At 42.0% G+C, this 22,682-nt stretch carries 34 protein-coding genes; 30 read left to right on the forward strand and 4 right to left on the reverse strand.

Annotated features, from left to right (window positions below; translation table 11 throughout):
* From rpsS to rplQ, 23 genes are all read left to right on the forward strand, one after another.
* Positions 1-276, forward strand: coding sequence for a 30S ribosomal protein S19 (gene rpsS, locus PSYC_RS02580; RefSeq protein WP_011279791.1), 276 nt, complete (start codon positions 1-3; stop codon positions 274-276).
* A 10-nt stretch (positions 277-286) separates the two neighbouring features.
* Positions 287-616, forward strand: a complete 330-nt coding sequence (rplV, locus tag PSYC_RS02585) for a 50S ribosomal protein L22 (protein ID WP_010196689.1) — start codon at positions 287-289, stop codon at positions 614-616.
* Positions 617-619: 3 nt separating this feature from the next.
* On the forward strand, positions 620-1,348 hold the full coding sequence (gene rpsC / locus PSYC_RS02590) for a 30S ribosomal protein S3 (protein WP_011279792.1): 729 nt from the start codon (positions 620-622) through the stop codon (positions 1,346-1,348).
* A 3-nt stretch (positions 1,349-1,351) separates the two neighbouring features.
* The gene (rplP, locus tag PSYC_RS02595; protein WP_011279793.1) at positions 1,352-1,765 is read left to right on the forward strand and encodes a 50S ribosomal protein L16; all 414 of its coding nucleotides are present in this window, start codon (positions 1,352-1,354) and stop codon (positions 1,763-1,765) included.
* Positions 1,765-1,962, forward strand: coding sequence for a 50S ribosomal protein L29 (gene rpmC / locus PSYC_RS02600; protein ID WP_011279794.1), 198 nt, complete (start codon positions 1,765-1,767; stop codon positions 1,960-1,962). Before rplP ends, rpmC begins: the two co-directional genes overlap by 1 nt.
* Positions 1,959-2,234 (forward strand): 30S ribosomal protein S17, encoded by a 276-nt coding sequence (rpsQ, locus tag PSYC_RS02605; protein ID WP_011279795.1) that lies wholly within the window; start codon positions 1,959-1,961, stop codon positions 2,232-2,234. The genes rpmC and rpsQ overlap by 4 nt, the downstream gene beginning before the upstream one ends.
* 181 nt (positions 2,235-2,415) lie before the next feature.
* On the forward strand, positions 2,416-2,784 hold the full coding sequence (gene rplN / locus PSYC_RS02610) for a 50S ribosomal protein L14 (protein WP_010196702.1): 369 nt from the start codon (positions 2,416-2,418) through the stop codon (positions 2,782-2,784).
* Positions 2,785-2,792: 8 nt separating this feature from the next.
* Positions 2,793-3,110, forward strand: coding sequence for a 50S ribosomal protein L24 (gene rplX, locus PSYC_RS02615; RefSeq protein WP_011279796.1), 318 nt, complete (start codon positions 2,793-2,795; stop codon positions 3,108-3,110).
* A gap of 21 nt (positions 3,111-3,131) precedes the next feature.
* On the forward strand, positions 3,132-3,668 hold the full coding sequence (rplE, locus tag PSYC_RS02620; protein WP_011279797.1) for a 50S ribosomal protein L5: 537 nt from the start codon (positions 3,132-3,134) through the stop codon (positions 3,666-3,668).
* 12 nt (positions 3,669-3,680) lie between these two features.
* Positions 3,681-3,986 carry a 30S ribosomal protein S14 gene (rpsN, locus tag PSYC_RS02625; protein ID WP_011279798.1) on the forward strand — a complete coding sequence of 102 codons (306 nt, stop codon included), beginning with the start codon at positions 3,681-3,683 and terminating at the stop codon, positions 3,984-3,986.
* A gap of 11 nt (positions 3,987-3,997) precedes the next feature.
* Positions 3,998-4,396, forward strand: a complete 399-nt coding sequence (gene rpsH / locus PSYC_RS02630) for a 30S ribosomal protein S8 (protein WP_011279799.1) — start codon at positions 3,998-4,000, stop codon at positions 4,394-4,396.
* Between the two features lie 175 nt (positions 4,397-4,571).
* A complete protein-coding gene (rplF, locus tag PSYC_RS02635) occupies positions 4,572-5,105 on the forward strand; it encodes a 50S ribosomal protein L6 (RefSeq protein WP_011279800.1) in 534 nt (177 codons plus the stop codon).
* 11 nt (positions 5,106-5,116) lie between these two features.
* The gene (gene rplR, locus PSYC_RS02640; RefSeq protein ID WP_011279801.1) at positions 5,117-5,467 is read left to right on the forward strand and encodes a 50S ribosomal protein L18; all 351 of its coding nucleotides are present in this window, start codon (positions 5,117-5,119) and stop codon (positions 5,465-5,467) included.
* Between the two features lie 2 nt (positions 5,468-5,469).
* On the forward strand, positions 5,470-5,985 hold the full coding sequence (rpsE, locus tag PSYC_RS02645) for a 30S ribosomal protein S5 (RefSeq protein WP_010196711.1): 516 nt from the start codon (positions 5,470-5,472) through the stop codon (positions 5,983-5,985).
* 20 nt (positions 5,986-6,005) lie between these two features.
* Positions 6,006-6,185: a 50S ribosomal protein L30 gene (rpmD, locus tag PSYC_RS02650; RefSeq protein WP_011279802.1), complete on the forward strand. Its 180-nt coding sequence runs from the start codon at positions 6,006-6,008 to the stop codon at positions 6,183-6,185.
* Positions 6,185-6,625: a 50S ribosomal protein L15 gene (gene rplO, locus PSYC_RS02655; protein ID WP_011279803.1), complete on the forward strand. Its 441-nt coding sequence runs from the start codon at positions 6,185-6,187 to the stop codon at positions 6,623-6,625. The genes rpmD and rplO overlap by 1 nt, the downstream gene beginning before the upstream one ends.
* 19 nt (positions 6,626-6,644) lie before the next feature.
* Positions 6,645-7,976 carry a preprotein translocase subunit SecY gene (gene secY, locus PSYC_RS02660; protein WP_011279804.1) on the forward strand — a complete coding sequence of 444 codons (1,332 nt, stop codon included), beginning with the start codon at positions 6,645-6,647 and terminating at the stop codon, positions 7,974-7,976.
* A gap of 31 nt (positions 7,977-8,007) precedes the next feature.
* Entirely contained in the window at positions 8,008-8,124 is a 117-nt protein-coding gene (gene rpmJ / locus PSYC_RS02665) for a 50S ribosomal protein L36 (RefSeq protein WP_011279805.1), read from the forward strand.
* A 257-nt stretch (positions 8,125-8,381) separates the two neighbouring features.
* Entirely contained in the window at positions 8,382-8,738 is a 357-nt protein-coding gene (gene rpsM / locus PSYC_RS02670; protein WP_011279806.1) for a 30S ribosomal protein S13, read from the forward strand.
* Between the two features lie 20 nt (positions 8,739-8,758).
* Positions 8,759-9,148 carry a 30S ribosomal protein S11 gene (rpsK, locus tag PSYC_RS02675; RefSeq protein WP_010196728.1) on the forward strand — a complete coding sequence of 130 codons (390 nt, stop codon included), beginning with the start codon at positions 8,759-8,761 and terminating at the stop codon, positions 9,146-9,148.
* 48 nt (positions 9,149-9,196) lie between these two features.
* Positions 9,197-9,838, forward strand: coding sequence for a 30S ribosomal protein S4 (gene rpsD, locus PSYC_RS02680; RefSeq protein WP_011279807.1), 642 nt, complete (start codon positions 9,197-9,199; stop codon positions 9,836-9,838).
* Between the two features lie 81 nt (positions 9,839-9,919).
* The gene (locus PSYC_RS02685) at positions 9,920-10,927 is read left to right on the forward strand and encodes a DNA-directed RNA polymerase subunit alpha (protein WP_011279808.1); all 1,008 of its coding nucleotides are present in this window, start codon (positions 9,920-9,922) and stop codon (positions 10,925-10,927) included.
* Positions 10,928-10,946: 19 nt separating this feature from the next.
* On the forward strand, positions 10,947-11,306 hold the full coding sequence (gene rplQ, locus PSYC_RS02690) for a 50S ribosomal protein L17 (RefSeq protein WP_011279809.1): 360 nt from the start codon (positions 10,947-10,949) through the stop codon (positions 11,304-11,306).
* A 212-nt stretch (positions 11,307-11,518) separates the two neighbouring features.
* Here the strand turns inward: rplQ and PSYC_RS02695 are convergent, their stop codons facing one another.
* Both PSYC_RS02695 and PSYC_RS02700 read right to left on the reverse strand, forming a co-directional pair.
* Positions 11,519-12,142: an L-threonylcarbamoyladenylate synthase gene (locus PSYC_RS02695; RefSeq protein WP_011279810.1), complete on the reverse strand. Its 624-nt coding sequence runs from the start codon at positions 12,140-12,142 to the stop codon at positions 11,519-11,521.
* Positions 12,143-12,338: 196 nt separating this feature from the next.
* The gene (locus tag PSYC_RS02700; protein WP_011279811.1) at positions 12,339-13,136 is read right to left on the reverse strand and encodes an elongation factor P hydroxylase; all 798 of its coding nucleotides are present in this window, start codon (positions 13,134-13,136) and stop codon (positions 12,339-12,341) included.
* 178 nt (positions 13,137-13,314) lie between these two features.
* Between PSYC_RS02700 and PSYC_RS02705 the strand changes: the two genes are divergently transcribed.
* The 6 genes from PSYC_RS02705 (at position 13,315) to lysM (ending at position 17,955) form a co-directional block, all read left to right on the forward strand.
* Entirely contained in the window at positions 13,315-13,908 is a 594-nt protein-coding gene (locus PSYC_RS02705; RefSeq protein WP_011279812.1) for a YceD family protein, read from the forward strand.
* Positions 13,909-14,240: 332 nt separating this feature from the next.
* On the forward strand, positions 14,241-14,423 hold the full coding sequence (gene rpmF / locus PSYC_RS02710; protein WP_011279813.1) for a 50S ribosomal protein L32: 183 nt from the start codon (positions 14,241-14,243) through the stop codon (positions 14,421-14,423).
* Positions 14,424-14,915: 492 nt separating this feature from the next.
* Positions 14,916-15,884, forward strand: coding sequence for an ACP S-malonyltransferase (fabD, locus tag PSYC_RS02715; protein ID WP_011279814.1), 969 nt, complete (start codon positions 14,916-14,918; stop codon positions 15,882-15,884).
* Positions 15,875-16,609, forward strand: coding sequence for a 3-oxoacyl-ACP reductase FabG (fabG, locus tag PSYC_RS02720; RefSeq protein ID WP_264622169.1), 735 nt, complete (start codon positions 15,875-15,877; stop codon positions 16,607-16,609). Before fabD ends, fabG begins: the two co-directional genes overlap by 10 nt.
* Before the next feature lie 312 nt (positions 16,610-16,921).
* Positions 16,922-17,158: an acyl carrier protein gene (gene acpP, locus PSYC_RS02725; protein WP_011279816.1), complete on the forward strand. Its 237-nt coding sequence runs from the start codon at positions 16,922-16,924 to the stop codon at positions 17,156-17,158.
* 290 nt (positions 17,159-17,448) lie between these two features.
* The gene (gene lysM, locus PSYC_RS02730) at positions 17,449-17,955 is read left to right on the forward strand and encodes a peptidoglycan-binding protein LysM (RefSeq protein ID WP_011279817.1); all 507 of its coding nucleotides are present in this window, start codon (positions 17,449-17,451) and stop codon (positions 17,953-17,955) included.
* Between the two features lie 105 nt (positions 17,956-18,060).
* Here the strand turns inward: lysM and queG are convergent, their stop codons facing one another.
* Positions 18,061-19,278 (reverse strand): tRNA epoxyqueuosine(34) reductase QueG, encoded by a 1,218-nt coding sequence (gene queG / locus PSYC_RS02735; RefSeq protein WP_011279818.1) that lies wholly within the window; start codon positions 19,276-19,278, stop codon positions 18,061-18,063.
* A 212-nt stretch (positions 19,279-19,490) separates the two neighbouring features.
* Between queG and PSYC_RS02740 the strand changes: the two genes are divergently transcribed.
* Positions 19,491-21,263, forward strand: a complete 1,773-nt coding sequence (locus PSYC_RS02740; RefSeq protein ID WP_011279819.1) for an NAD(P)H-hydrate dehydratase — start codon at positions 19,491-19,493, stop codon at positions 21,261-21,263.
* 169 nt (positions 21,264-21,432) lie between these two features.
* Here PSYC_RS02740 and PSYC_RS02745 read toward each other — a convergent pair whose 3' ends face one another.
* Positions 21,433-21,921, reverse strand: coding sequence for a DUF4124 domain-containing protein (locus tag PSYC_RS02745; protein WP_011279820.1), 489 nt, complete (start codon positions 21,919-21,921; stop codon positions 21,433-21,435).
* Between the last annotated feature and the right edge of the window lie 761 nt (positions 21,922-22,682).

Genomic DNA, 22,682 nt, shown 5'->3' on the forward strand with positions numbered 1-22,682 from the left:
ATGCCTCGTTCATTGAAAAAAGGTCCATTCATAGACGCGCATTTATTTGCTAAAGTTGAAACTGCATTAGAAACCAACTCACGCAAACCAATTAAAACTTGGTCGCGCCGCTCGATGATTCTGCCACAAATGGTTGGCCTAACTTTATCTGTTCACAATGGCCGTACTCATGTACCGGTTATCGTGAGTGAACAGATGGTTGGTCATAAACTAGGTGAATTTGCCCCGACTCGTACATATCGTGGTCACGGCATTGACAAGAAAGCTAAGAGATAAGGTGCTTACCATGGAAGTAACTGCAAAATTACGCGGTGCCGCCATATCGGCACAAAAAGTTAGACTCGTTGCTGATGAAGTTCGTGGCAAATCTATTGAGCGTGCTTTGGATATCCTAACGTATAGCAATAAAAAAGGCGCGGTTTTTGTTAAGAAATGTCTTAACTCAGCCATCGCCAATGCTGAAAACAACAACGGTTTAGATATCGATACCCTTAAAGTATCAACCATCTACGTTGATGAAGGCATTACGCTAAAACGTATCCTACCACGTGCTAAAGGTCGCGCTGATCGTATCAGCAAGCGTACCTGTCACATCACTATAAAGGTAGGGGAATAAGTTATGGGACAAAAAGTACATCCAATCGGAATTCGTCTTGGTGTTGTAAAAAAGCATAACGCAAACTGGTATGCTAGCCCTAAACAATACTCAGAATACCTAATCAACGACATTCAGGTTCGTGAATATCTGCGCAAGAAACTAGATAGTGCTATGATTAGCAAGATCATGATCGAGCGTCCTACTGGTGCTGCTAAGATTACCATCGCCACTGCGCGTCCTGGTATCGTTATCGGTAAGAAAGGCGAAGATATTGAAAGACTTCAAAAAGAATTGACCAAAATGATGGGCGTACCTGCTCAGGTCAACATTGAAGAAATCACCTCGCCTGATCTTGATGCTCATTTGGTAGCGGAAGGTATCGCAAGCCAGCTTGAGCGTCGTGTTATGTTCCGTCGTGCTATGAAGCGCGCCGTACAGAACAGTATGCGTTCAGGTGCTAAAGGTATTAAAGTTGAGCTGTCTGGCCGTCTTGGCGGTGCTGAGATTGCTCGTACTGAATGGTACCGTGAAGGTCGTGTGCCACTGCATACACTACGCGCTGATATCGACTATTCGTCAGTACGTGCAGAAACCACTTACGGCACTATCGGTGTAAAAGTTTGGATTTTCCGTGGTGAAATTCTTGACGGTATGAACAGTGTTTATAACCCCGTTAAAGAAGAGCAGACTCGTGCGCCAAAACGCCGTGGTCGTGGAAACGGAAACCGTCGAAACACAGACAGAGGTTAAACTATGTTACAGCCAAAACGTACCAAGTTTCGTAAAATGCACAAAGGTCGTAACACTGGGCTAGCTCATCGTGGAAGCACCGTTGCATTCGGACAAATTGGTCTAAAATCTTTGACTCGTGGTCGTATGACTGCCCGTCAAATTGAAGCAGCACGTCGTACCATCACTCGTAAAATTAAGCGTGGTGGTAAGATTTGGATTCGTGTTTTCCCAGACAAACCAATTACCAATAAACCATTAGAAGTACGTATGGGTAAAGGTAAAGGTCCTGTAGAATATTGGGTATGCGAAATCAAACCTGGTAAAATACTATATGAACTTGAAGGGATTTCAGAAGAGCTTGCTCGCGAAGCGTTAACGCTTGCTGCATCAAAACTGCCCTTTAAAACTACCATTGTTAAGCGGACGATAATGTAATGAAGATCAGTGAATTACGTGATAAATCATTAGAAGAACTGACCCAGTTACTTGATGAAAAGCAACTTGATGCTTTCCGTATTCGTATGGCTAAAGCAACTGGTCAGTTGGGGAATACCCATGAAGTACGTGTCAATCGTCGTGCGATTGCCCAGCTTCAGACTTTGATTAACGAGAAACAACGAGGCGACTCATGAGCGATAACAATCAAGCAACGAGCAATGCTAGTGTTCTGACAGGACGAGTTGTCAGTGACAAGATGGACAAGTCCATCACGGTTTTGATTGAGCGTCTGGTTCGTCATCCTTTATATGGCAAGCAGCTTCGTCGTTCTACTAAGATCAAAGCACATGATGAGAATAATGTTTGCCAACAAGGCGACCTTGTCCGCATCAAAGAAACGCGTCCAATCTCAAAAACCAAGTCTTGGACTTTGGTTGATGTGGTTGAAAAAGTAGAAAAAATCTAAGTAAATTGCATTAAAAGCCAGAAGCTGTTAAAATAGCTGCCTTTTTAAGGACACTGATTGCGCCGAGCGTATATCACTCACATTAAGAGTAGCAGCGGTTATTAATATTAAAATGCCGACTACTCATACTGTGCTAGCGGCAGCAACTGGTTTTTATTGCTCATACGTGTGGAGTAACGCTATGATTCAGGTTGAATCTATGCTGGAAGTTGCAGATAATAGCGGTGCAAGACGAGTTCAGTGCATTAAAGTACTGGGTGGCTCTCATCGTCGTTATGCATCAGTTGGCGACATTATTAAAGTAACGGTTAAAGAAGCCATTCCTCGCGGTCGTGTTAAAAAAGGCGACGTGATGAATGCGGTAGTTGTACGTACCAAAAAAGGCGTTCGTCGTCCTGATGGTTCGGTATTACGTTTTGACGACAATGCTGCGGTATTGTTGAACCAAAACAAAGCGCCGATTGCAACTCGTATTTTTGGACCGGTAACTCGTGAACTACGTGGTGATCAGTTTATGAAAATTGTATCACTAGCACCAGAAGTATTGTGAGGTAATCCATGTCAAAATTACGTAAAGGCGATACAGTTATCGTGATTGCTGGGAAAGACAAAGGCAAGCAAGGTACTGTACAAGCTGTAAAAAACGATCGTATTAAAGTTGAAGGCATTAATATTGTCACTAAACATCAGAAGCCAAATCAGGCAACTGGCGTTGAAGGTGGCATTCTTAAGCAAGAAGCTTTTCTGCATATCTCAAATGTCGCAATTTTAAATGCGCAAACCCAAAAAGCTGATCGTATTACTTATCAATTCGGCGAAGACGGCAAGAAACAACGCGTCTATCGTTCGAACGGTGAAGTAGTGGCGACTGCGTAAGACACTAAGGGTGTAATGGTAATGGCAAGATTAAAATCTTTATATAACGAAGAATTAAAACAGCAAATCAAAGAAGAGCTTGGTTTAGCGAATGTGATGCAAGTGCCTAAAATCACTAAAATCACACTAAATATGGGTGTAGGCGGCGCGTCTCAAGACAAGAAATTGCTTGAAGGTGCAGTAGCTGACATGACCGCTATCGCTGGTCAAAAACCTGTAGTCACCAAAGCGCGTAAATCGGTTGCTGGCTTTAAAATTCGTGAAGAATGGCCAATTGGCTGTAAAGTAACGCTACGCGGTGAGCAAATGTACGAATTTTTAGATCGTCTCGTTGCCATTGCAATTCCTCGTATTCGTGATTTCCGTGGTTTTTCTCCTAAAGCCTTTGACGGACGTGGTAACTACTCATTGGGTATCAAAGAACAAATCGTATTCCCAGAAGTAGACTTTGACAAGATTGATCGTATCCGTGGTATGGATGTCACAATCACCACGTCAGCTCAATCTGATGAAGAAGGTCGTGCGTTGCTTAAAGCTTTCGGCTTCCCATTTAAATAAGGTAAAGACGTTATGGCAAAGAAGAGCATGATTAACCGCGAATTAAAGCGCGAAAAAATGGTTGCTAAGTACGCTGATAAGCGTATCAAGCTAAAAGAAACTATCAGTGATATGACTGCAAGTGACGAAACTCGTATGGAAGCGATGCTAGAGCTACAAGCTTTACCACGCAACGCATCACCAGTACGTCTGCGCAATCGTTGTGCTATCACGGGTCGTCCTCACGGTTACTTCCGCAAGTTTGGCTTATCACGCAATATGCTGCGTGAGCGTGTCATGCAAGGCGATGTGCCTGGTGTTCGTAAAGCAAGCTGGTAAGGGGTAACTATATGAGTATGCAAGATACCGTTGGGGATATGCTAACCCGTATTCGTAACGCACAAATGGCTAATAAAGTATCGGTAGCAATGCCGAGCTCTAAGCTACGCAAATCAATCGCTGATTTGTTGGTTAACGAAGGTTACGTTGCTAGCGCTGTTGTTACTGAAGAAAACAACAATAAAGCAACTTTAACCATCGTATTAAAATACTTCGAAGGCAAAGCTGTCATCGAAACGATTCAACGTTTTAGCCGTCCTGGTTTACGCCAGCATCGCGGTAAAGACGCTATCCCTACTGTTAAGCAAGGTATGGGTGTTGCTATCGTATCAACCAGCCAAGGTATCATGAGCGATCGTGCTGCACGCGCTGCTGGTATCGGTGGTGAAATCGTCGCATTTGTAGCGTAAGCTATACGACGATAAAGTCTATTTGACGTTTGTTAGACCTCTATCAACCTAATAATGATTAATTATTTAACATTGGTAGGTGTCTAACGCGCTCAACTATGCTAAGCTAACACGCTTTTTAGCCTGTTAGTTTTTTCGCTAATATAAAGAAGTTAATTTTCTAAGGAATACTCCTATGTCTCGTGTGGCTAAAGCCCCAGTGACGCTGCCAAACGGCGTAAGCGTTACTTTGAACGATCGGCAGGTCGAAGTTAAAGGCAAGAATGGCAATATGTCTTTACGCCTGCATGAATTGGTCGAGCTGAAACAGGAAGATGATCTAATCATTTTCTCACCTACAGTCGATTCAAAAGAAGCTATGATGCATGCTGGCACCATGCGCTCTTTACTAAACAACTTAGTAATAGGCGTTAACGAAGGCTTTGAAAAACGTCTTCTGTTAATTGGTGTTGGTTATCGTGCACAAGCTACTGGTAATAAAGTAACGCTAAACGTTGGTTACTCACACCCAGTAGAATATACGTTACCTGAAGGTGTATCAGCTGAAACCCCAACGCAAACTGAAATCGTTTTAAAATCAAACGATAAGCAGCAGCTTGGTCAAGCAGCGGCTAATATCCGCGGTTTCCGCCCACCTGAGCCTTATAAAGGTAAAGGTATTCGTTATAGTGACGAGCATGTGATTCGCAAAGAAGCCAAGAAAAAATAAGGTGAGTTGAAATGTTTGATAAAAAAGCAGCTCGTCTACGTCGAGCTAAGAAAACCCGCGCGCATATCCGCTTTTTAGGCGTTCATCGTCTAACGGTTAATCGTACGCCAAGACACATCTATGCCCAGATTATCTCTCCGAACGGTGGTGAAGTGATTGCACAGGCGTCTACCTTAGACAGCAGCTTGCGTTCAGGCGCGACTGGTAACGCTGATGCAGCGACGTCTGTAGGCCAAATGATCGCAGAACGCGCAAAAGCAGCTGGCATCACTAAAGTTGCATTTGACCGTAGTGGTTTCAAATATCATGGTCGAGTAAAAGCTTTAGCTGAAGCTGCTCGCGAAAACGGATTGGAGTTTTAATCATGGCTAGAAATGATAAAAATGATAAAAATGAACAGACTGACGGTCTAGTCGAACGCTTAGTTACCGTTGATCGCGTTGCAAAAGTTGTTAAAGGTGGTCGTATTTTCTCTTTCACTGCGTTGACCGTAGTGGGTGATGGCAATGGCCGTGTTGGTTTTGGTCGTGGTAAAGCACGTGAAGTGCCAGCTGCTATTCAAAAAGCACTAGAAGCTGCCAAACGTAATATGATTACTGTTGAGCTAAATGATGCAACTTTGTATCATCCGATCAAAGCACGTCATGGTGCTAGTAAAGTCTATATGCAACCTGCATCTGAAGGTACTGGCGTAATCGCTGGTGGCGCAATGCGTGCTGTATTAGAAGTTGCTGGTGTCAAAGATGTTTTGACTAAATGTTATGGTTCTACCAACACTGCTAACGTTGTTCGTGCAACGTTTAACGGTTTACGTGATATGTCAACTCCAGAAAAGATGGCAGCGAAACGTGGTAAATCTGTAGACGAAATCTTGGGTTAACTTAGACTAGGTGAGTTACGATGAAAAAAATGAAAGTCACTCAATTCAAATCGGGTGCCCATCGCCTCAAGAGCCACAAAGCGAGCTTGAAAGGATTGGGTTTACGCCGTATTAATCATACTGTTATAGTGGAAGATACTCCTTCAACTCGTGGTATGGTCAATCGCGTTAACTACTTGGTAAAAGTGGAGGAAGCGTAATGGGTCTTAGATTAAATGAATTATCACCAGGTGTTGGCGCAAAGAAAACTGCCCAACGTCGTGGTCGTGGTATCGGTTCAGGCCTTGGCAAAACCGGTGGTCGTGGTGTAAAAGGTCAGAAATCTCGTTCAGGTTCTAGCGTTCGCTCAGGATTTGAAGGTGGTCAAACGCCTTTATATCGCCGTCTACCAAAATTTGGTTTTACCAGTAAAATGGCAATGACGACTGCTGAAGTTCGTCTGTCTGAACTGAACCAAATCGAAGGCGATGTGGTTAGCATTGAAACTTTGAAAGCTGCCAACCTTATCCGTCGTGACATGAAACGTGCGCGTGTCATGTTGTCAGGTGAAGTCACTAAAGCTTATACCTTTAAAGGTATCAAAGTGACTAAAGGCGCTAAGCAAGCAATCGAAGCTGCTGGTGGTAGCATCGAGGAGTAGTAACGTGTCAAAGCAATCAATGTCATCGACTGGTATACCGCTCAATCCATTTGCCTTTATACGTAAGTATGACGAGCTATGGACGCGTTTGTTATTCTTAATCGGCGCATTGATTGTTTATCGTTTAGGGTCACATATTCCGGTACCGGGTATCAATCCGGTTAACTTGGCTGATCTGTTTTCGCGCAACGAAAATACCATTCTGAGCATGTTTAACCTGTTCTCAGGTGGTGCACTAGAGCGTATGTCCATTATGGCACTTGGTATCATGCCATATATTTCAGCATCGATTATTGTACAGATGATGTCTGCAGTATTGCCATCGCTAGAAGCCCTCAAAAAAGAGGGTGAGGCGGGACGACGCAAGCTAAACAAGTATACCCGTCAAGGGACGCTTGCATTGGCTTTAGTACAGTCATTAGGGATGTGTGCTGGTTTAATCAGCCAAAATCTTACTTTATCTTCTGGTCTGACTTTTTATATTCCAGCGGTTACTTCATTGGTAGCCGGCGCTATGTTCTTGATGTGGCTTGGTGAGCAGATTACAGAACGCGGCGTGGGTAATGGTATCTCAATGCTCATTTTTGCGAGTATTGTGGCTGGTACGCCGGGTATGATTTCGCAGTCTATTGAGCAAGTCAACCAAGGTCAAATGAACTTGATTGTCCTCTTTATCTTTGCACTGTTAGGTGTCGCGGTTACTGCGGGTATCGTTTATATTGAACGTGCCCAGCGCCGTGTTCCTGTCAATTATGCGCAAAAACAACAGCAAGGTCGCAAGATTTACGCTCAGCAGCAATCACATTTGCCGTTGAAACTAAATATGGCAGGGGTTATTCCTGCTATTTTTGCCAGTTCATTATTGTTGTTTCCTGCAAGTTTGGGGCAGTGGGTTGGTCAATCAACCGATCCTACTCTGACGCAAAAGATATTGCAAAATATGGCATTGGTGTTGTCCCCAGGACAGCCGCTATATCTGGTTCTATTTGGTGCAATGATTATCTTTTTCTGTTACTTCTATACGGCGTTGGTATTTAGTCCGCGTGAAGTTGCTGAAAACCTTAAACGTAGTGGTGCGTATATCCCAGGTATTCGCCCAGGACAACAAACTCAGCGTTACCTCGATCATGTATTAAACCGATTGACCTTTATTGGCGCGATGTATATGACGGTTATTTGTTTAATGCCAATGGTCGTTCAGTCATCGTTTGGTGTGCCGTTTCAACTTGGTGGTACGTCGTTACTGATTATGGTGGTTGTGGTGATGGACTTCATTTCGCAAATCCAAGCGCATTTGATGACCCATCAATATCATGATCAGACGTTAATTCAATCGCCCACTCAACTTTAAATGAGCGGTACGATATTTCAAGGAATATGCTATGAAAGTTCAAGCATCAGTTAAGAAGATTTGTGGTAGCTGTAAAGTTGTGCGCCGTAAAGGCCGTGTACATGTAATTTGTACCGCAGAACCTCGCCACAAGCAACGTCAAGGTTAATGATTTAAGCAAGTTAGACTTAAGTGTCTGGCTTTCTAATTAAATTAATACTTGAAAAATGACGGCGGATGCGATATCATCCGCCACTTGCCGTAGTTTATGCAAAATCTTTTATAAAATGCTCAATGAATAGATTGGTTTACCAACTCGAAGCAGCGATTATAATTATAAAAGCTTTAGTATTGACAGCAACAAATCTGAAAAATAACACCTTATTTTAACTGATAAGGGTATTTTTCTTTAATGGAGAGAAATCAATGGCTCGTATTGCCGGCGTAAACATTCCGGATAATAAGCATGCTGTTATTTCACTAACTTACATCTTTGGTGTAGGTCGTACCACTGCTCAGAAAATCTTAGAAGCAGTTGGCATTGCCCCTAGTACTAAAGTCAGTCAGTTAGATGATACACAGTTAGATGCTATCCGTGCACAAGTTTCAGAATACATGACTGAAGGTGATCTTCGTCGTGAAGTGTCAATGAATATCAAGCGCTTGGTTGATCTTGGTTGTTACCGTGGCATCCGCCATCGTCGTAACCTACCAGTTAGGGGTCAGAACACCAAGAACAACGCTCGTACTCGTAAGGGTCCGACACGCCCTCTCAAAAGATAATTAACTTAGGAAGCTAAAAGATGGCAAAAGACACTCGCAGTCGCAAAAAGGTGGCTCGTCGTTCAGTATCGGAGGGCATTGCCCATATCCATGCGTCTTTTAATAACACCATTGTTACGATTACCGATCGTCAAGGTAATGCATTGGCTTGGGCCACTTCAGGTGGACAAGGCTTCCGTGGTTCACGTAAATCTACACCATTTGCAGCTCAGGTTGCAGCTGAAGTCGCTGGTAAAGCGGCTCAAGAATATGGTGTTAAGAATATCGATGTTTTGGTTAAAGGACCAGGACCGGGTCGTGAGTCTGCGGTAAGAGCACTAGGTGCATTGGGTTATAAAGTTAATAGCATCTCTGATGTAACCCCAATCCCACACAATGGTTGCCGTGCGCCGAAAAAGCGCCGCGTCTAATATTAAAGACGAAGCTTTTTATAATAAGAGCTTATAGGAGACATAACAATGGCCCGCTATATTGGACCAAAACTCAAATTATCACGTCGTGAAGGTACTGACTTAGGACTTAAGTCTGGTGTTAAGCCATACGACGTAAAAACGAAAAAATCGGCTCGTCCACCTGGTCAACATGGTGTCAGTCGTAACAAAAGCTCAGAGTACTCTCTACAGTTACGTGAAAAGCAAAAAGTTAAGCGTATCTATGGTGTATTAGAGCGTCAGTTTGCAAACTACTATAAAGAAGCTGCTCGTAAGCGTGGCGCTACTGGTGAAAACCTGTTAGCAATGCTTGAAAGCCGCCTTGATAACGTAGTATACCGTATGGGCTTTGGCTCAACGCGCGCTGAAGCACGTCAGTTAGTTAGCCATCGTACTGTTATGGTGAAAAAAGCTGGCCGTGATGAGTTTGTTCGTGTGAACATTCCATCAATTCAGTTGCAAGATGGTGATGTCATCGCTATTCAAGAGAAGTCTCGCGAGCAATTACGTATTAAAAACGCAATTGAGCTGGCTACCCAACGTGGTATTCCAGAATGGCTAGATGTTGATCACAGCAAATTACAGGGCACGTTTAAAAAAGCGCCTGATCGTATTGATCTACCTGCTGAAATCAACGAAAGCTTGATCGTTGAGCTATACTCTAAGTAAGTAACGTACTGCTCGATGCTGTTCACATGGCATTGAGCAATTAGCGTTAATTAAACCAGTTTAATAAATCGAGGTGACATCATGATGCTAAATGCAACTGAGTTTCTAACGCCGAACGCCATCAACGTGGATACGGTTAATGAAACGATTGCGAAAGTCACGCTCGAACCGTTAGAACGCGGCTTTGGGCATACCTTGGGTAATGCCTTACGTCGCATCTTATTATCTTCATTACCTGGTGCTGCAGTCATTGAAGCTGAGATTGATGGTGTTGACCATGAATACTCAACGCTTGAAGGACTACAAGAAGATGTACTTGATTTGCTTTTGAACTTAAAAGGCTTAGCAATCACCCTTCATGACCAAAATGAAGTATTTTTGACCTTGGATAAACAAGGTCCAGGCACTATTACTGCTGCAGACATCACGTTACCGCACAATGTAGACATCATCAATCCAGAATTGGTATTGGGTACATTGAGTGACCGTGGTCATCTAAAGATGCGTTTGCGTGTAGTAATGGGTCGTGGATATGAGCCAGCAAACCAACGCCGTGAAGATGGCGATACTAAAGCTATTGGACGCTTAAAGCTTGATGCAAGTTTTAGTCCTGTGCTTCGTGTTGCTTATCAGGTTGAGAACGCACGTGTAGAACAACGTACTGATCTTGATCGTCTTATCATTGAGCTTGAAACAAATGGCACTATAGATCCAGAAGAAGCAATTCGTAAAGCAGCCACTATATTACAACAACAGATTTCTATCTTTGTTGACCTAGAAGCTGAAGAAGCGCCTGAGCCTGTGAAAGAAAAAGAAGAGGTTGATCCGGTGCTATTACGCCCTGTGGACGATCTTGAACTAACGGTTCGCTCAGCCAACTGCTTAAAAGCTGAAAACATTTACTATATCGGTGATTTGGTACAGCGTTCAGAGACTGAACTTCTAAAAACCCCAAATCTTGGTAAGAAATCATTAACAGAAATCAAAGACGTACTAGCGTCTAAAGATTTGGAGCTTGGTATGCGCCTGGATAACTGGCCACCAGCTGATTTACGTGTTGATGATCGCTTTTCTTATCGTAGCCGTTAAACTTTAAGGATTTTTGACTATGCGCCATCGTAAGAGTGGAGTCAAGCTGGGTCGTACCGGCAGTCATCGTAAGGCAATGTTTCAGAACATGACTAACTCATTATTTGAGCATGAACTGATCAAAACAACTTTACCAAAAGCAAAAGAGTTACGTCGCGTTGCTGAGCCATTGATCACTATGGCTAAAGAAGACAGCGTTGCTAACCGTCGCTTGGCATTTAGCCGTATGCGTAGCAAAGCTATGGTAGGCAAATTATTTGGTACTCTTGGTCCTCGTTACCAAGCTCGTCCAGGTGGTTATTTGCGTATCGTAAAATGCGGTTACCGTGATGGTGACAATGCGCCTATGGCTTATGTAGAATTGGTTGATCGTGACTAATTTTATAGTAACCAAAATATGTACATAAAAAAGCTCCAATTCAATTGGAGCTTTTTTTCGTCTAAAATTTTTGTATGATTGGCTATAGTCGGTGAAAAGTAATATCGATACAACAGGTACTACTGGTGCAAATTTTTCTTGCTTGCTGTGCCTACGCAGACAGAGGCTGCAAAAAATTTACACCAGCAATACGGTAGCGACTTTAAAGTATTTCAACTATACAATAATGAATCCACATCAGCGGCACCTTGCCGGATTACTTCAGGCTGGCTACTGGTCATATCAACGATGGTCGTGAGCTTTGTGGTTTTGATGCCAGCATTGATTAGCCCATCTATCTGATTACCCAATAATTCTTCGATCTCAAAAGGGTCATCTAGTATGTTATCTCGGTTTGGCAATATTAATGAGCTGGTCAAAATAGGCTCATCCATCGCCTCTAATAACGCTTGAGCTATAGCATTGCTTGGTACGCGAATACCAATGGTTTTTTTCTTCGCATGCGCCAGTTTCTTTGGTACATCTTTGGTAGCATTCAAAATAAAGGTAATAGGTGCGGGTGTATGTGCTTTAAGCTGTTTAAATTGTACATTGTCTACCGCAGCGTAATTGGCAATCTCACTTAAATCACGACAAAGTAAGGTAAATTGATGCTTATCATCAAGCTCACGAATATGTTTAAGCTTCTCTAACGCGTCTTTTGCGCCTAAGCGACAGCCAAAAGCATAACTAGTGTCAGTCGGATAAATGATTAATTGATCCTTACGTAATAAGTTTGCTACTTGTTCAATCAGCCTCGGCTGCGGATTTTCTGGATGAATATAAAATACTTGCATGACAGTTCCTTATTTTATAATTATTAGATTTTGGTTGTTTTAGAAATCGTGATGATAAGAAGTTGATTAGCATAAATCTTACTTGCTTTGCTGGTGCTCAAAATGCTGCTTTATTGAGTAGTATAGCGCAAAGCAAATATAAGTTTATGGTCAAGGCGTTACTATGAGTAGAGAATCGTTAATATAGGCATATAGCCTAAGATATTTTGCAAACTTTTAATAATGCGTGCAGCAAGGTTTTAGCGTCAGGTGGTAGGGTATCCGGTTTTTTGAGATAGGTTTGGGCTTGCTGGTAAACATCCTCAGAAAAAGCACTATTACTAGTATCAAAATCTGCAAAGAGATTGTCTTGTGACACTTGAAAAGAGCGCCCACAGGCTAATGTAAATAAACATTCTAGAGCTTGAGGCTTAATCTCAACGCGCTCAAACAGCTGCTGCTGCTGCGCTGAACGTCCATCGGCTGCATACCAATAACCAAAATCAGGGAGTAGTCTGCGCTGCGGACCTGCCACGCAAAAATGGCTGACTTCGTGCAAAGCACTGGCAAAAAATCCATGGGCAAACTCAATTCTTGCGGGTCGATGCTCTTGTGCCGGGAAGTATTCTGGCTCGCCCACACCACGAACCAATATCACTGGTTTATCGATAAATAAATGATTGAATAATAAGATTAACCAGTCTGTCATTGCTTGTTCGATATCTTCAGCTGAAGGTTTACCGTGTAAAGCAACCTCAGCTAAGTTATGTTGAGCCACTCCACGTTTTTTGACGTCTGTAACGAATGCTTTAGAGGTGTGGGTAGATTGCTGGTTAACCAGATACTGCCACTGTGATGACAGTTTTTTTAATTGGGAATCTGTTTCAAAATTGATACTGTCATCAACGAGGTTGATTTTTTTACTTTGGTGTTCATCTAGATACGATAATAAATTTTTGCGCTCAATACTAGATAGTAAGCTTGAAAAGTCAGGCTGAGTGATAGACGACATCATAAGTGAAAGTTTAACCAATAAAGAATAGCAGAGCAGGGTGTTCTATCTATTTAAGCAAGTAATAAGTAAAATATATTCAATACCAAAAAATTTAACATACTAGCGCTAGCGCAATAAGGCGCTTTCCGTTAGTATGGCAGGCAATATTATACACCGTTTTCGATCAATGAGGCCGCGCATGTCAAGTACCCAAGATAACAAGTCATTAGCGCTTCAGGCTAGTAAATTGCAAGTGCCTACGTCAACCAGCATGCCTGATAATATCTCCTTAAATAAATGGGAAGACACAGGTTTTGAGTGGGAAGGTGAAGTAGTCCCTAGCTCTTTTGAGCGTCTTGTTACTGTGTTGAACACCGAGCATGAGCAATCCAATATCTTGCTCAACATCAACTTATATCGCCGTAATAACGTATTACATCTGGCTTTTACCTTAACAGGTGAAGTCTGGTTAACTTGCCAGCGTTGTTTGCAACCAGTGGTTATCGAACTAACAGATGATTACAATATTGCGTTACTTGATGACGAGAGCCAAATACGTTTAATTAATGAAGAGCAAGATTACTTATTGCTTGAAGAGATAGTCACTGAGCAATCACCAGAGCGATTATTGCCGCTTAAGAAGTTAATTGAAGATGAGATATTGCTCAAAACGCCAATGGCACCAAAGCATGACGACTGTGAAATGAGTGTTGAGCAGTTCGGTGAGATACCTGAAGAAGAAGAAACTGAAAATCCTTTTGCTGCTTTAGCCTCTTTAAAAGGCAATTTGTAACGCTATACATTGCATCAATAAAAGATATATTAGAATAGTTTCTACTGTCTTTTTGCCAGCTTTATGCAGAAGAGTGAAAAGCAGGGCTTTATTAATCCGCTAAACATGCGTATAATGTCCCGTTTATTGCATTCTAGTAATCTACTGCTGGCAGGTAGAAGCTGATCTTGCAAACTAACTATAGATTTTAGACGTAATCAGCACTTTAATACGTGGCAATCTATTTAACTAATGATGCGTAAGACTTAGGTTGTTGTGATTATATAGCCTCTGTCAGTGTCGATTAAAGCTGAATTTTAAGCTTATCCCCTTTTAAGTATAGGAGCTATATCATGGCCGTTCAAAAAAGTCGTAAAAGTCGTTCTCGTCGTGACATGCGCCGTTCACACCATCGTATGGAAATTGCTGAGATAAGCATTGATGCTACTACTGGTGAAAAACATCGTCGTCATCACATGACCAAAGATGGTTTCTATCGTGGTCGTCAGTTGTTTAAAGTAAGTCAAGACGCTTAATTTATTGTTGTTTGATGGCTGCTAAAGATTATGATGGTTTTTATGACTGTCGAAGTTCTTTATAAAGCTATAATCCAGCCATTGGTTTGAGCTAACGAAAGCCAAGTTATTTCGCTATCATATATTATGTGGCTAGATAACTTGGCTTTTTGTTATTGGTTTTCTAGTAGCTAGTTTCTAGTGCTCTTTTTTTAATACGGTTTATTGAACGATAGCTTTTGATAAATGTTTGTCATACTTAATCTGTCATGCAAGGCATATTTAATGTGCTCATCATAAATCGCGTTATAAGACTTATGAGAGTAAGACGCATAATTAAGTTTCTGGCAGCTATGCTAATGGTCGATGTCAGTGTATAGTTTCATAAGCGCACATTGTCTTAAAGGACTAGTGACAGTGAGCGCTATATAAAAATATCCTATATAGTCTTTAACTCTACAATGAACCCCATTCATGCTAGGGGTGTTTCCAATCAAATAAGGAATATTGGTTATGGGCTCTGTACCCGATATGATAAAAAAACAACCAACCCGTATTGCAATCTTGTTTCCCGGACAAGGCTCACAAGTCGTCGGTATGACAAGCGAGCTTGCTGAGATCTATCCTGAAATTATTGAGACTTTTACTGAGGCAAGTGCGGCACTTGGGGAGGATTTATGGGCAATCTGTCAGGACGAAGACAAGCTCAATCAAACTCAATATACGCAGCCCGCATTGCTAACGGCTAGCATCGCTATTTGGCGCATCTTACAACAAAAAATAGAAAGTAAGCCTTGTTACCTAGCAGGTCATTCTCTTGGTGAATATAGTGCCCTATGCGCCGCTGGCGTGCTGTCACTTGCTGATGCTGTAAAACTGGTACATAAGCGTGGTCAGTTGATGCAAGACGCTGTAGTGGGTATTGATACGGCTATGGCAGCAGTACTGGGTTTGGAAGATCATCGAGTCGAAAATTTGTGTGAGCAAGCCACTGAGCATGTAGATAATGCGATTGTTGGCGCAGCAAATTTTAATAGCCCAGGGCAGGTTGTCGTTTCTGGTAATGCCGCAGGCGTTAATGCGGTCATCGATAAAGTACAAAATACTGGTAAAAAGGCCATTCCATTAAAGGTAAGTGTGCCATCACACTGTGCCTTGATGGAGCCTGCTAGTAAAGCGTTGGCAGCAGAGCTTGCCACTATCAAGTTTGATCAGGCGACGATTCCTGTGATTCAGAACCGTCATGCGCGCGTTGAAACCAGTGCTATAGGTATCAAAGAGGCGTTAACTGAACAATTAAGTCAGCCAGTACTGTGGTCAAAAACGATGCAAGCGCTGGCAGATAAACAAATTAATATTTTAATCGAGTGTGGTAGTGGTAACGTCTTGAGTAATTTGGCGAAGCGTCAAGCGCATCCCATTATAAGCTACCCGACTGACAAGCCCGCTCGTCTAGATAAATTGCTGGAGGTATTATCATGAGCCGTACAATCACATTAGTAACAGGCGCAAGCCGTGGTATTGGCAAAGCCATCGCCAAACGTTTTGCTAAAGAAGGACACTTTGTCATTGGTACTGCCACCACTGAAAAAGGTGCGGCACAGATTGATGAATATCTGAACGATAGCGGTGGTATTGGTCGAGTGTTAGATGTACGCGATACCGCACAAATCGACAAGCTATTTGAAGAGATAGAAAGCGTTTATGGCGCCGTGCAAGTATTGGTCAATAATGCCGGTATTACCCAAGATGGCTTATTGATGCGTATGAAAGATGAAGATTGGGATAATGTGATTGATACCAATCTGACCTCTGTGTATCGTATGAGCAAACGTGCTATTCGCGGCATGATGAAAGCACGCCGCGGTCGTATCATTAATATTACCTCTGTGATTGCTCAAATGGGAAATGCTGGTCAATCTAACTATGCCGCGACCAAAGCTGGTGTAGAAGGTTTTAGCCGTACGCTAGCACGCGAAATAGGCTCACGCCAAGTAACAATTAACTGTGTCGCGCCAGGTTTGATTGAAACCGATATGACGGATGAGCTGGATGAGCGCTTATTGAATTCAATGTTAGATGCCGTGCCTATCAGCCGTCTTGGTCAGCCAGAAGATATCGCGGCAGCCGTACTGTTTTTAGCAAGTGATGAAGCCAGCTATATTACTGGTGCAGTTCTGCCTGTTAATGGTGGCATGTATATGTAGCAGTTTGCTATCAGATTTTGCCTAAGCACGATATCAATCAGTGCTGAATCTCAAGCGTTACATACTTATAATAAAAAACTGTGTGAACGAGTGTAAACTCTAATAAAGAGTGCTATAATGTCGAATACTTTTAAGTCAAAGCCCTGTATGATAGCAAGACTTTACTAGATATTAGTCAAGATATATCACTTGTTATAGTACACTCAGATGGCCATATGGATCTGAAAATCCCATTTATATACAATGCTATAGTAGTTAACCACACGACTATGGTAGTTTGTCAAAATAATAGATCAAAAAGGAGAAATCTACATGAGTAATGATACCGAGCAAAGAGTTAAAGCTGCCGTAGCTGAACAATTAGGTATGAATGTTGAAGACATCAATAACGATGCCTCATTTATGGAAGACTTAGGCGCTGATTCATTGGATTTAGTTGAGTTGGTTATGTCATTTGAAAGCGATTTTGGCATCACGATTCCTGACGAAGATTCAGCAGAATTAACGACTGTTCAAAAAGCAATCGACTACGTACAAGCACAGCTATAATTAGCCACTTGCTCAGTAAGTCTGATAGAGCCGCTTATCTTAATAGATAGGCGGTTTTTTTATGTTTGTTATTTCTCTTTGACGTTATCGCACTCATAGCCAATGTTAACAGTAGTGTTAACATTGGCTACGCCAAATCAACATTACTCAACATACTCTTACTGTTCATCGCTCATACCTTTGCTTATACTCATAATGGTAAGCAAAAAAGGGTGGTAACCGATATGGGCTATCATCGTAATAAACAATAACGATGCATAATAAGTAATAATATTTTAAGGAGCAGTTATATGGGTATGTTCAGTTTTGCGAAAGACATTGGTGATAAGATTTTTAATCGTGATGACGTCAAGCATGATGCTAAAGTAGAAACCAAGGCAGATGCCAATACGCCAGTACAGAGTACTGAGCCTTCAGCGCAATCAGTAGCCAATATTTTACTTCGTCGTATTCAGCAGCAAAACCTAAATATCAGCGATTTAAAAGTTAAGTACAACGGGTCAACCGATACTGCAGAGATTAGCGGTAAAGCTAAGACCCAAGCGGATCGTGAAAAAGCAATCATTGCCATTGGTAACGTACAAAACGTCGCTAAAGTCATTGATAATATCGATATTGAAGAGCAGTCACCTGAGTCGACCATGTATACTGTAAAAACTGGTGACAGCTTATCTAAAATTGCAAAAGACGTTTATGGTTCAACTGGCGATTATATGAAGATATTTGAAGCCAATAAGCCTATGCTGTCTGACCCAGACAAGATTTATCCTGGTCAAGTACTACGTATTCCTAAATAAGCATATCGTTTAATTATTATATAATTAACATATGTCCTACGAGAAACACCTCATGATAAGAGGTGTTTTTTTTATTTAAAAATTAGGGAATTAAAAATTAAGCTTCTATTTGCTAATAAATAAGATATCCAATTTATGATGCTGTTCGGCTATTGCCCAATCTATATGCTCGTCAAGCATAGTGTTATGTAGCCCAAGTTTTACTTGTAATGCTTCAATGATTTCTTTATTGCCAGTGGCATTGCCAAGACCGATGGCGATATTGCGCAGAAAATTCACATAACCGGTGCGTCTGAGTGGGCTACCTTCGGTCTTTTTCATAAACTCTGCTTCTTGCCATTGCCACAATTCAAGCAAACTGCTGCTATCCAGACGATGCCTTGGCGCAAAATCCTCTACTGGCGTAAGGTTGGCATAGCGGTTCCAAGGGCAAATCAGCTGACAATCATCACAACCAAAGATACGATTGCCAATAGCACGGCGGTATTTAGTATCAATGATGCCGTCATGTTCAATCGTAAGATAAGAGATGCAGGCTGACGCATTAAGCTCATAAGGCGCGACGATGGCTTGAGTAGGGCAGATATCAATACAAGCACTGCAGCTGCCACAATGCTCTTTGACTGGCTCGTCATCGGGTAATTCAAGGCTCATAAACAGCTCTCCGAGTACAAAGAACGAGCCTGCTTGTTTGTTTATCAGTAGTGTATGCTTGCCAGTCCAGCCAAGACCAGCAGCATCAGCGATAGGTCGCTCAAAAATAGGTGCTGAGTCACTAAAAGGTCTAAAAATAAAATCAGTGTCAGCGCCAATATCTAGATGTCGCCATTCAGGAAGCATGGCTTCTATTTTTAGTGCTAACTGCTTAAGGCGACTGCGCATGGTTTTATGATAGTCGCGCCCTCTGGCATAACGGGCAATGATACCTTGGTTAGGATAATCGTTATCAGTCACAGCCCGCGGTGTTGGGGTTTGAGTGAGATAATCCATACGGACACTGATAATGGTTTTTGCGCCTTCTACCAGTTGCTCAGGGTGCGCACGCAGATGATGATTGCTGTGCATAAACTGTAATTGCGCTTCATAGCCTTTCGCTAACCACTGCTTTAATTGTTCAGTCTGCTTAACAAACAGAGGGTGATGCACAGATAAAAAGCCACAATCTGCAAACCCTAAGGACTGTGCTTCTGCTTTAATCCAGCGTTTAATATCTGCCGTCGTGGCAAAATCATGCGTGTTATTGATAGCAATCTTCTTAGCAGAGGTGCTAGTAAGTACTGATGACAGCTGCGCGGGCAAGGTTGCTTGAGAGTTGTTGCTCATATCTGACGATCAATGATAATGTGAATATAGATATGATAAGCCAGTGAGCGAAGAGCGCAAGTGTCAAAGTGAATAAATCTATGTTTATATGGATTAAATATAATAAATTGACCTTAAAACTGATGGCAGAAAGTACCTACATCAGTTTTAGTTTGTACTAACGATAAGTTGAAAATTCACCCCAATCTTATAAAAATCACCGAGGGTCAGCCATGGACGTGCAAACTAATTTATTTTCGAAAAATACGATGCCTATCGCACTATATAGTAGTGAACAGCTCTATGCGATGGAACAAGCATGGTTTGCACAAGGCAATGGTAGCTTTGGGCTAATGCAACAAGCGGCTTGGCAAATGGCACAGCATATTGAATCGCTTTATGAAAAAAAATGTCTTAATAAGCAATTAACTAAGCAGGGAATAACCTCTCGTTTTAATACTAGTCAACGCCGCGCCAGTATTTGGGTCGGAATAGGCAGTAATGGCGGCGATGGATGGCTTATCGCGTATTACTTACAGCAAAGGGGCTGGCAAGTACAAGTGATAGCCGTTGGCTTTGAGAAACAAGATTTTGTTGTAAAAGGTAATTTAGAAATTTCTGCTGACGAAAATAAAAAATCAATTACTGCTGCGGCAAGGGCGTTACAGTTAGCACTATCTGTTGATTGTGAGTATCAATGTTTTAAAAGTAGCGACAATAATACTAATGATACAAGCGTGAGGGCTTTGCAAGCCAATGTCTATATCGATGCGTTATTTGGCATTGGATTCAATCGTGCACCGAACAATATGTATCAACAGGCAATTTGCGCTTTTAACGCAGCAGCAGAGAATGCCCAAGCATTGGTCATCGCGGTTGATATCCCAAGTGGCTTGGTTGCCTCTACTGGTCAAGTATTTGAGCGTATAGCGATAGTAGCAGATACGACATTATGTTTGATAGCACGCAAATTTGGTTTGCATACCAAAGACGGACTCGACTATAGCGGCGCAGTTATTGACATACCGCTGATACCTTATCAGGTAAATAATGAGAAGCTAATACCCGTTGCGACACTCATTACTTCCGCTCATTCTTTAAAGCCACGCCGTCAAAACAGTTATAAAGGCAGCTATGGGCATGTATTGGTCATCGGCGGCAATCGCATTGAGGGCTCACAAGGCATGGGCGGAGCAGCCATACTGTCTGCGTCAAGTGCGATGGCAACAGGTGCAGGTAAAATCACTGTCGCTTGTCATGAGGTATTTCATGGCGCTTTATTAACCTCGCTACCAGATGCGATGACTATCGACTTACACGATAAAGATGGAATAAACCGTCTTATTGGGCAAGCCAGCGTTATTGCTATCGGCATGGGACTGGGCCGTGATGAGAAGGCAAAAATAGTATTTATAAGTTGTATTGAAGCTGCCATAGCCGTAGGTAAGCCGATAATAATTGATGCTGATGGTCTCTATCATTTGGCATCATTGCATAGTAAGAATCACAAACTGATAGCTGAGCTAAAAACACACAGCGCCACTCATCAAGTGTGTTTAACGCCGCATAGTGGGGAAGCTGCTAGGTTATTAAATAAAAAGATAAACGAAATAGAAAATGATAGATTAGCCGCGATAAAGCAGTGTGCAGCGATTTATGGCGGTGATTGGGTGCTAAAAGGGGCAGGGTCATTGGTTCTGGAGCAACAATCAGGGCAAGCGCATATTTATGTGTGCGGTGTGGGCAATGCTGGCATGGCGACTGCTGGTATGGGTGATGTACTCGCAGGCGTAATTGCTGGACTATTGGCACAGGAAGATTTAAAACATGAACTGCGCAGCTTACACCAAGCGGTCCTTATTCATGGTCTAACGGGAGATATTTTAGTCAACCAGACGAGCAGTAACGATGATAATTCATTATTGGTAGGGCAGCGAGGTCTGCAAGCTCAGGATATGCCAGCGGCTATCCGTCATGTGATGCAGCTCATAACAGACAGTCTTTAGCTATTCGAAATAGTTTTAAATACTAAGTTGAAATACTTTAAAGTCGCTACCGTATTGCTGGTGTAAATTTTTTGCAGCCTCTGTCTGCGTAGGCACAGCAAGCAAGAAAAATTTGCACCAGTAGTAGGTGTTGTATCGATATTACTTTTCACCGACTATAAGTTGAAAATTAACTACAATACTGGGTAATGGCCTGTTGGACACGTTCACGCTTAAGCTCAATCTCACGACCATCTAGATATTGACGTTTGCCATTGGCATCCATCTCGTAGATACGTCCGCCAACATTTAGATTGGTTAGATTATTACGTAACGACTGGCAACGCTGGGCATTCGCTTGAGCTTCTTGCTCTTTGATACGTGCTTCTAACTGGGCGACGCGCTGTTCTTCTGCGCTTTGCGGTGCACTTTGATTGGCTTCGGTTTTGCCTGCTAGCTGTCCAGCATTGCTCTGCCTACCGTCACTACGAAACTCAATAACCTCGATATTTCTACCATTTTGCGGCGCATATTGACTGTATTTGACTTCACCATGTGCGCCAATAGATTTGTATACCTGAATGGCATGAGTAGCGCTCATTGGTAGCATGAACATACACGCAGTGCTAACGCTGATAAGTAGTTTGGCAGCGGTGCTTATCGTAGACGCTTGTGCCATGGTAACAGCCCTCTTAATGAATAAAAAACGCAGGTATAGATAAGCTAAGGATAATGGTTAAGATACTCGATAACAATATAAATACATAATTGCTTGATTCTAGCAAATAATACTTATGAATGTACATTGTTTAATAACTAATAGTTGGGGATGGGGTTTAGAAGTTTTTCTTGACAATAGCTCACAAACCATCGAATATAATAGCAGTTGATTGGTCAGTGAGCGGCTTTTATGATATTGCCGTGGCACTTGAAAATAAGGACTAAGGGTTGCTTATCGGTAGCTTGCTTAGCCTTATTATCTTTGTGACAATGATATAAAATAAATAGCGGTTGTAACCATGCTATTCAAATCTATATTTATTGTCTCCGGACTTATCTGTCTACAATGACTAAGATAAACTTGTTATTACTGTGTCTCATAAGATTTTGCTGTTATAAAAAATAGAGTGTCATGTGTGTTCTTAACATCTCCTCATCAAACATGTTATAAGATTTCGCAATCATATAACGTGATATAAGCTATAAAATATAAGCTTTGAGATTTGTTTTATCATTCTGTACCCATCTATTCATCATTAGCGCAAGCTCGTATGCATTGCAAATAAGAAGCTTCTTTTATAGATGCACTCGCATCTTGTCACTGTATATCGATAAAATCCTGTCGCAAAGCTGACCTTAAATATATTGCTATGTGTGAGTAGTATGCTGTCTTATAGCACAGCGTAACTTAGACGTAGTGGGCACATATTCTTGCCACAA

The organism is Psychrobacter arcticus 273-4, assembly GCF_000012305.1.
Taxonomy (GTDB): Bacteria; Pseudomonadota; Gammaproteobacteria; order Pseudomonadales; family Moraxellaceae; genus Psychrobacter; species Psychrobacter arcticus.

What these genes read in the sequence shown, in the direction of transcription:
- rpsS (WP_011279791.1), top strand. Translation starts at nt 1, where the DNA reads ATGCCTCGTTCATTGAAAAAAGGTCCATTCATAGACGCGCATTTATTT.
- rplV (WP_010196689.1), top strand. Translation starts at nt 287, where the DNA reads ATGGAAGTAACTGCAAAATTACGCGGTGCCGCCATATCGGCACAAAAA.
- rpsC (WP_011279792.1), top strand. Translation starts at nt 620, where the DNA reads ATGGGACAAAAAGTACATCCAATCGGAATTCGTCTTGGTGTTGTAAAA.
- rplP (WP_011279793.1), top strand. Translation starts at nt 1,352, where the DNA reads ATGTTACAGCCAAAACGTACCAAGTTTCGTAAAATGCACAAAGGTCGT.
- rpmC (WP_011279794.1), top strand. Translation starts at nt 1,765, where the DNA reads ATGAAGATCAGTGAATTACGTGATAAATCATTAGAAGAACTGACCCAG.
- rpsQ (WP_011279795.1), top strand. Translation starts at nt 1,959, where the DNA reads ATGAGCGATAACAATCAAGCAACGAGCAATGCTAGTGTTCTGACAGGA.
- rplN (WP_010196702.1), top strand. Translation starts at nt 2,416, where the DNA reads ATGATTCAGGTTGAATCTATGCTGGAAGTTGCAGATAATAGCGGTGCA.
- rplX (WP_011279796.1), top strand. Translation starts at nt 2,793, where the DNA reads ATGTCAAAATTACGTAAAGGCGATACAGTTATCGTGATTGCTGGGAAA.
- rplE (WP_011279797.1), top strand. Translation starts at nt 3,132, where the DNA reads ATGGCAAGATTAAAATCTTTATATAACGAAGAATTAAAACAGCAAATC.
- rpsN (WP_011279798.1), top strand. Translation starts at nt 3,681, where the DNA reads ATGGCAAAGAAGAGCATGATTAACCGCGAATTAAAGCGCGAAAAAATG.
- rpsH (WP_011279799.1), top strand. Translation starts at nt 3,998, where the DNA reads ATGAGTATGCAAGATACCGTTGGGGATATGCTAACCCGTATTCGTAAC.
- rplF (WP_011279800.1), top strand. Translation starts at nt 4,572, where the DNA reads ATGTCTCGTGTGGCTAAAGCCCCAGTGACGCTGCCAAACGGCGTAAGC.
- rplR (WP_011279801.1), top strand. Translation starts at nt 5,117, where the DNA reads ATGTTTGATAAAAAAGCAGCTCGTCTACGTCGAGCTAAGAAAACCCGC.
- rpsE (WP_010196711.1), top strand. Translation starts at nt 5,470, where the DNA reads ATGGCTAGAAATGATAAAAATGATAAAAATGAACAGACTGACGGTCTA.
- rpmD (WP_011279802.1), top strand. Translation starts at nt 6,006, where the DNA reads ATGAAAAAAATGAAAGTCACTCAATTCAAATCGGGTGCCCATCGCCTC.
- rplO (WP_011279803.1), top strand. Translation starts at nt 6,185, where the DNA reads ATGGGTCTTAGATTAAATGAATTATCACCAGGTGTTGGCGCAAAGAAA.
- secY (WP_011279804.1), top strand. Translation starts at nt 6,645, where the DNA reads ATGTCATCGACTGGTATACCGCTCAATCCATTTGCCTTTATACGTAAG.
- rpmJ (WP_011279805.1), top strand. Translation starts at nt 8,008, where the DNA reads ATGAAAGTTCAAGCATCAGTTAAGAAGATTTGTGGTAGCTGTAAAGTT.
- rpsM (WP_011279806.1), top strand. Translation starts at nt 8,382, where the DNA reads ATGGCTCGTATTGCCGGCGTAAACATTCCGGATAATAAGCATGCTGTT.
- rpsK (WP_010196728.1), top strand. Translation starts at nt 8,759, where the DNA reads ATGGCAAAAGACACTCGCAGTCGCAAAAAGGTGGCTCGTCGTTCAGTA.
- rpsD (WP_011279807.1), top strand. Translation starts at nt 9,197, where the DNA reads ATGGCCCGCTATATTGGACCAAAACTCAAATTATCACGTCGTGAAGGT.
- PSYC_RS02685 (WP_011279808.1), top strand. Translation starts at nt 9,920, where the DNA reads ATGATGCTAAATGCAACTGAGTTTCTAACGCCGAACGCCATCAACGTG.
- rplQ (WP_011279809.1), top strand. Translation starts at nt 10,947, where the DNA reads ATGCGCCATCGTAAGAGTGGAGTCAAGCTGGGTCGTACCGGCAGTCAT.
- PSYC_RS02695 (WP_011279810.1), bottom strand. Translation starts at nt 12,142, where the DNA reads ATGCAAGTATTTTATATTCATCCAGAAAATCCGCAGCCGAGGCTGATT.
- PSYC_RS02700 (WP_011279811.1), bottom strand. Translation starts at nt 13,136, where the DNA reads ATGATGTCGTCTATCACTCAGCCTGACTTTTCAAGCTTACTATCTAGT.
- PSYC_RS02705 (WP_011279812.1), top strand. Translation starts at nt 13,315, where the DNA reads ATGTCAAGTACCCAAGATAACAAGTCATTAGCGCTTCAGGCTAGTAAA.
- rpmF (WP_011279813.1), top strand. Translation starts at nt 14,241, where the DNA reads ATGGCCGTTCAAAAAAGTCGTAAAAGTCGTTCTCGTCGTGACATGCGC.
- fabD (WP_011279814.1), top strand. Translation starts at nt 14,916, where the DNA reads ATGGGCTCTGTACCCGATATGATAAAAAAACAACCAACCCGTATTGCA.
- acpP (WP_011279816.1), top strand. Translation starts at nt 16,922, where the DNA reads ATGAGTAATGATACCGAGCAAAGAGTTAAAGCTGCCGTAGCTGAACAA.
- lysM (WP_011279817.1), top strand. Translation starts at nt 17,449, where the DNA reads ATGGGTATGTTCAGTTTTGCGAAAGACATTGGTGATAAGATTTTTAAT.
- queG (WP_011279818.1), bottom strand. Translation starts at nt 19,278, where the DNA reads ATGAGCAACAACTCTCAAGCAACCTTGCCCGCGCAGCTGTCATCAGTA.
- PSYC_RS02740 (WP_011279819.1), top strand. Translation starts at nt 19,491, where the DNA reads ATGGACGTGCAAACTAATTTATTTTCGAAAAATACGATGCCTATCGCA.
- PSYC_RS02745 (WP_011279820.1), bottom strand. Translation starts at nt 21,921, where the DNA reads ATGGCACAAGCGTCTACGATAAGCACCGCTGCCAAACTACTTATCAGC.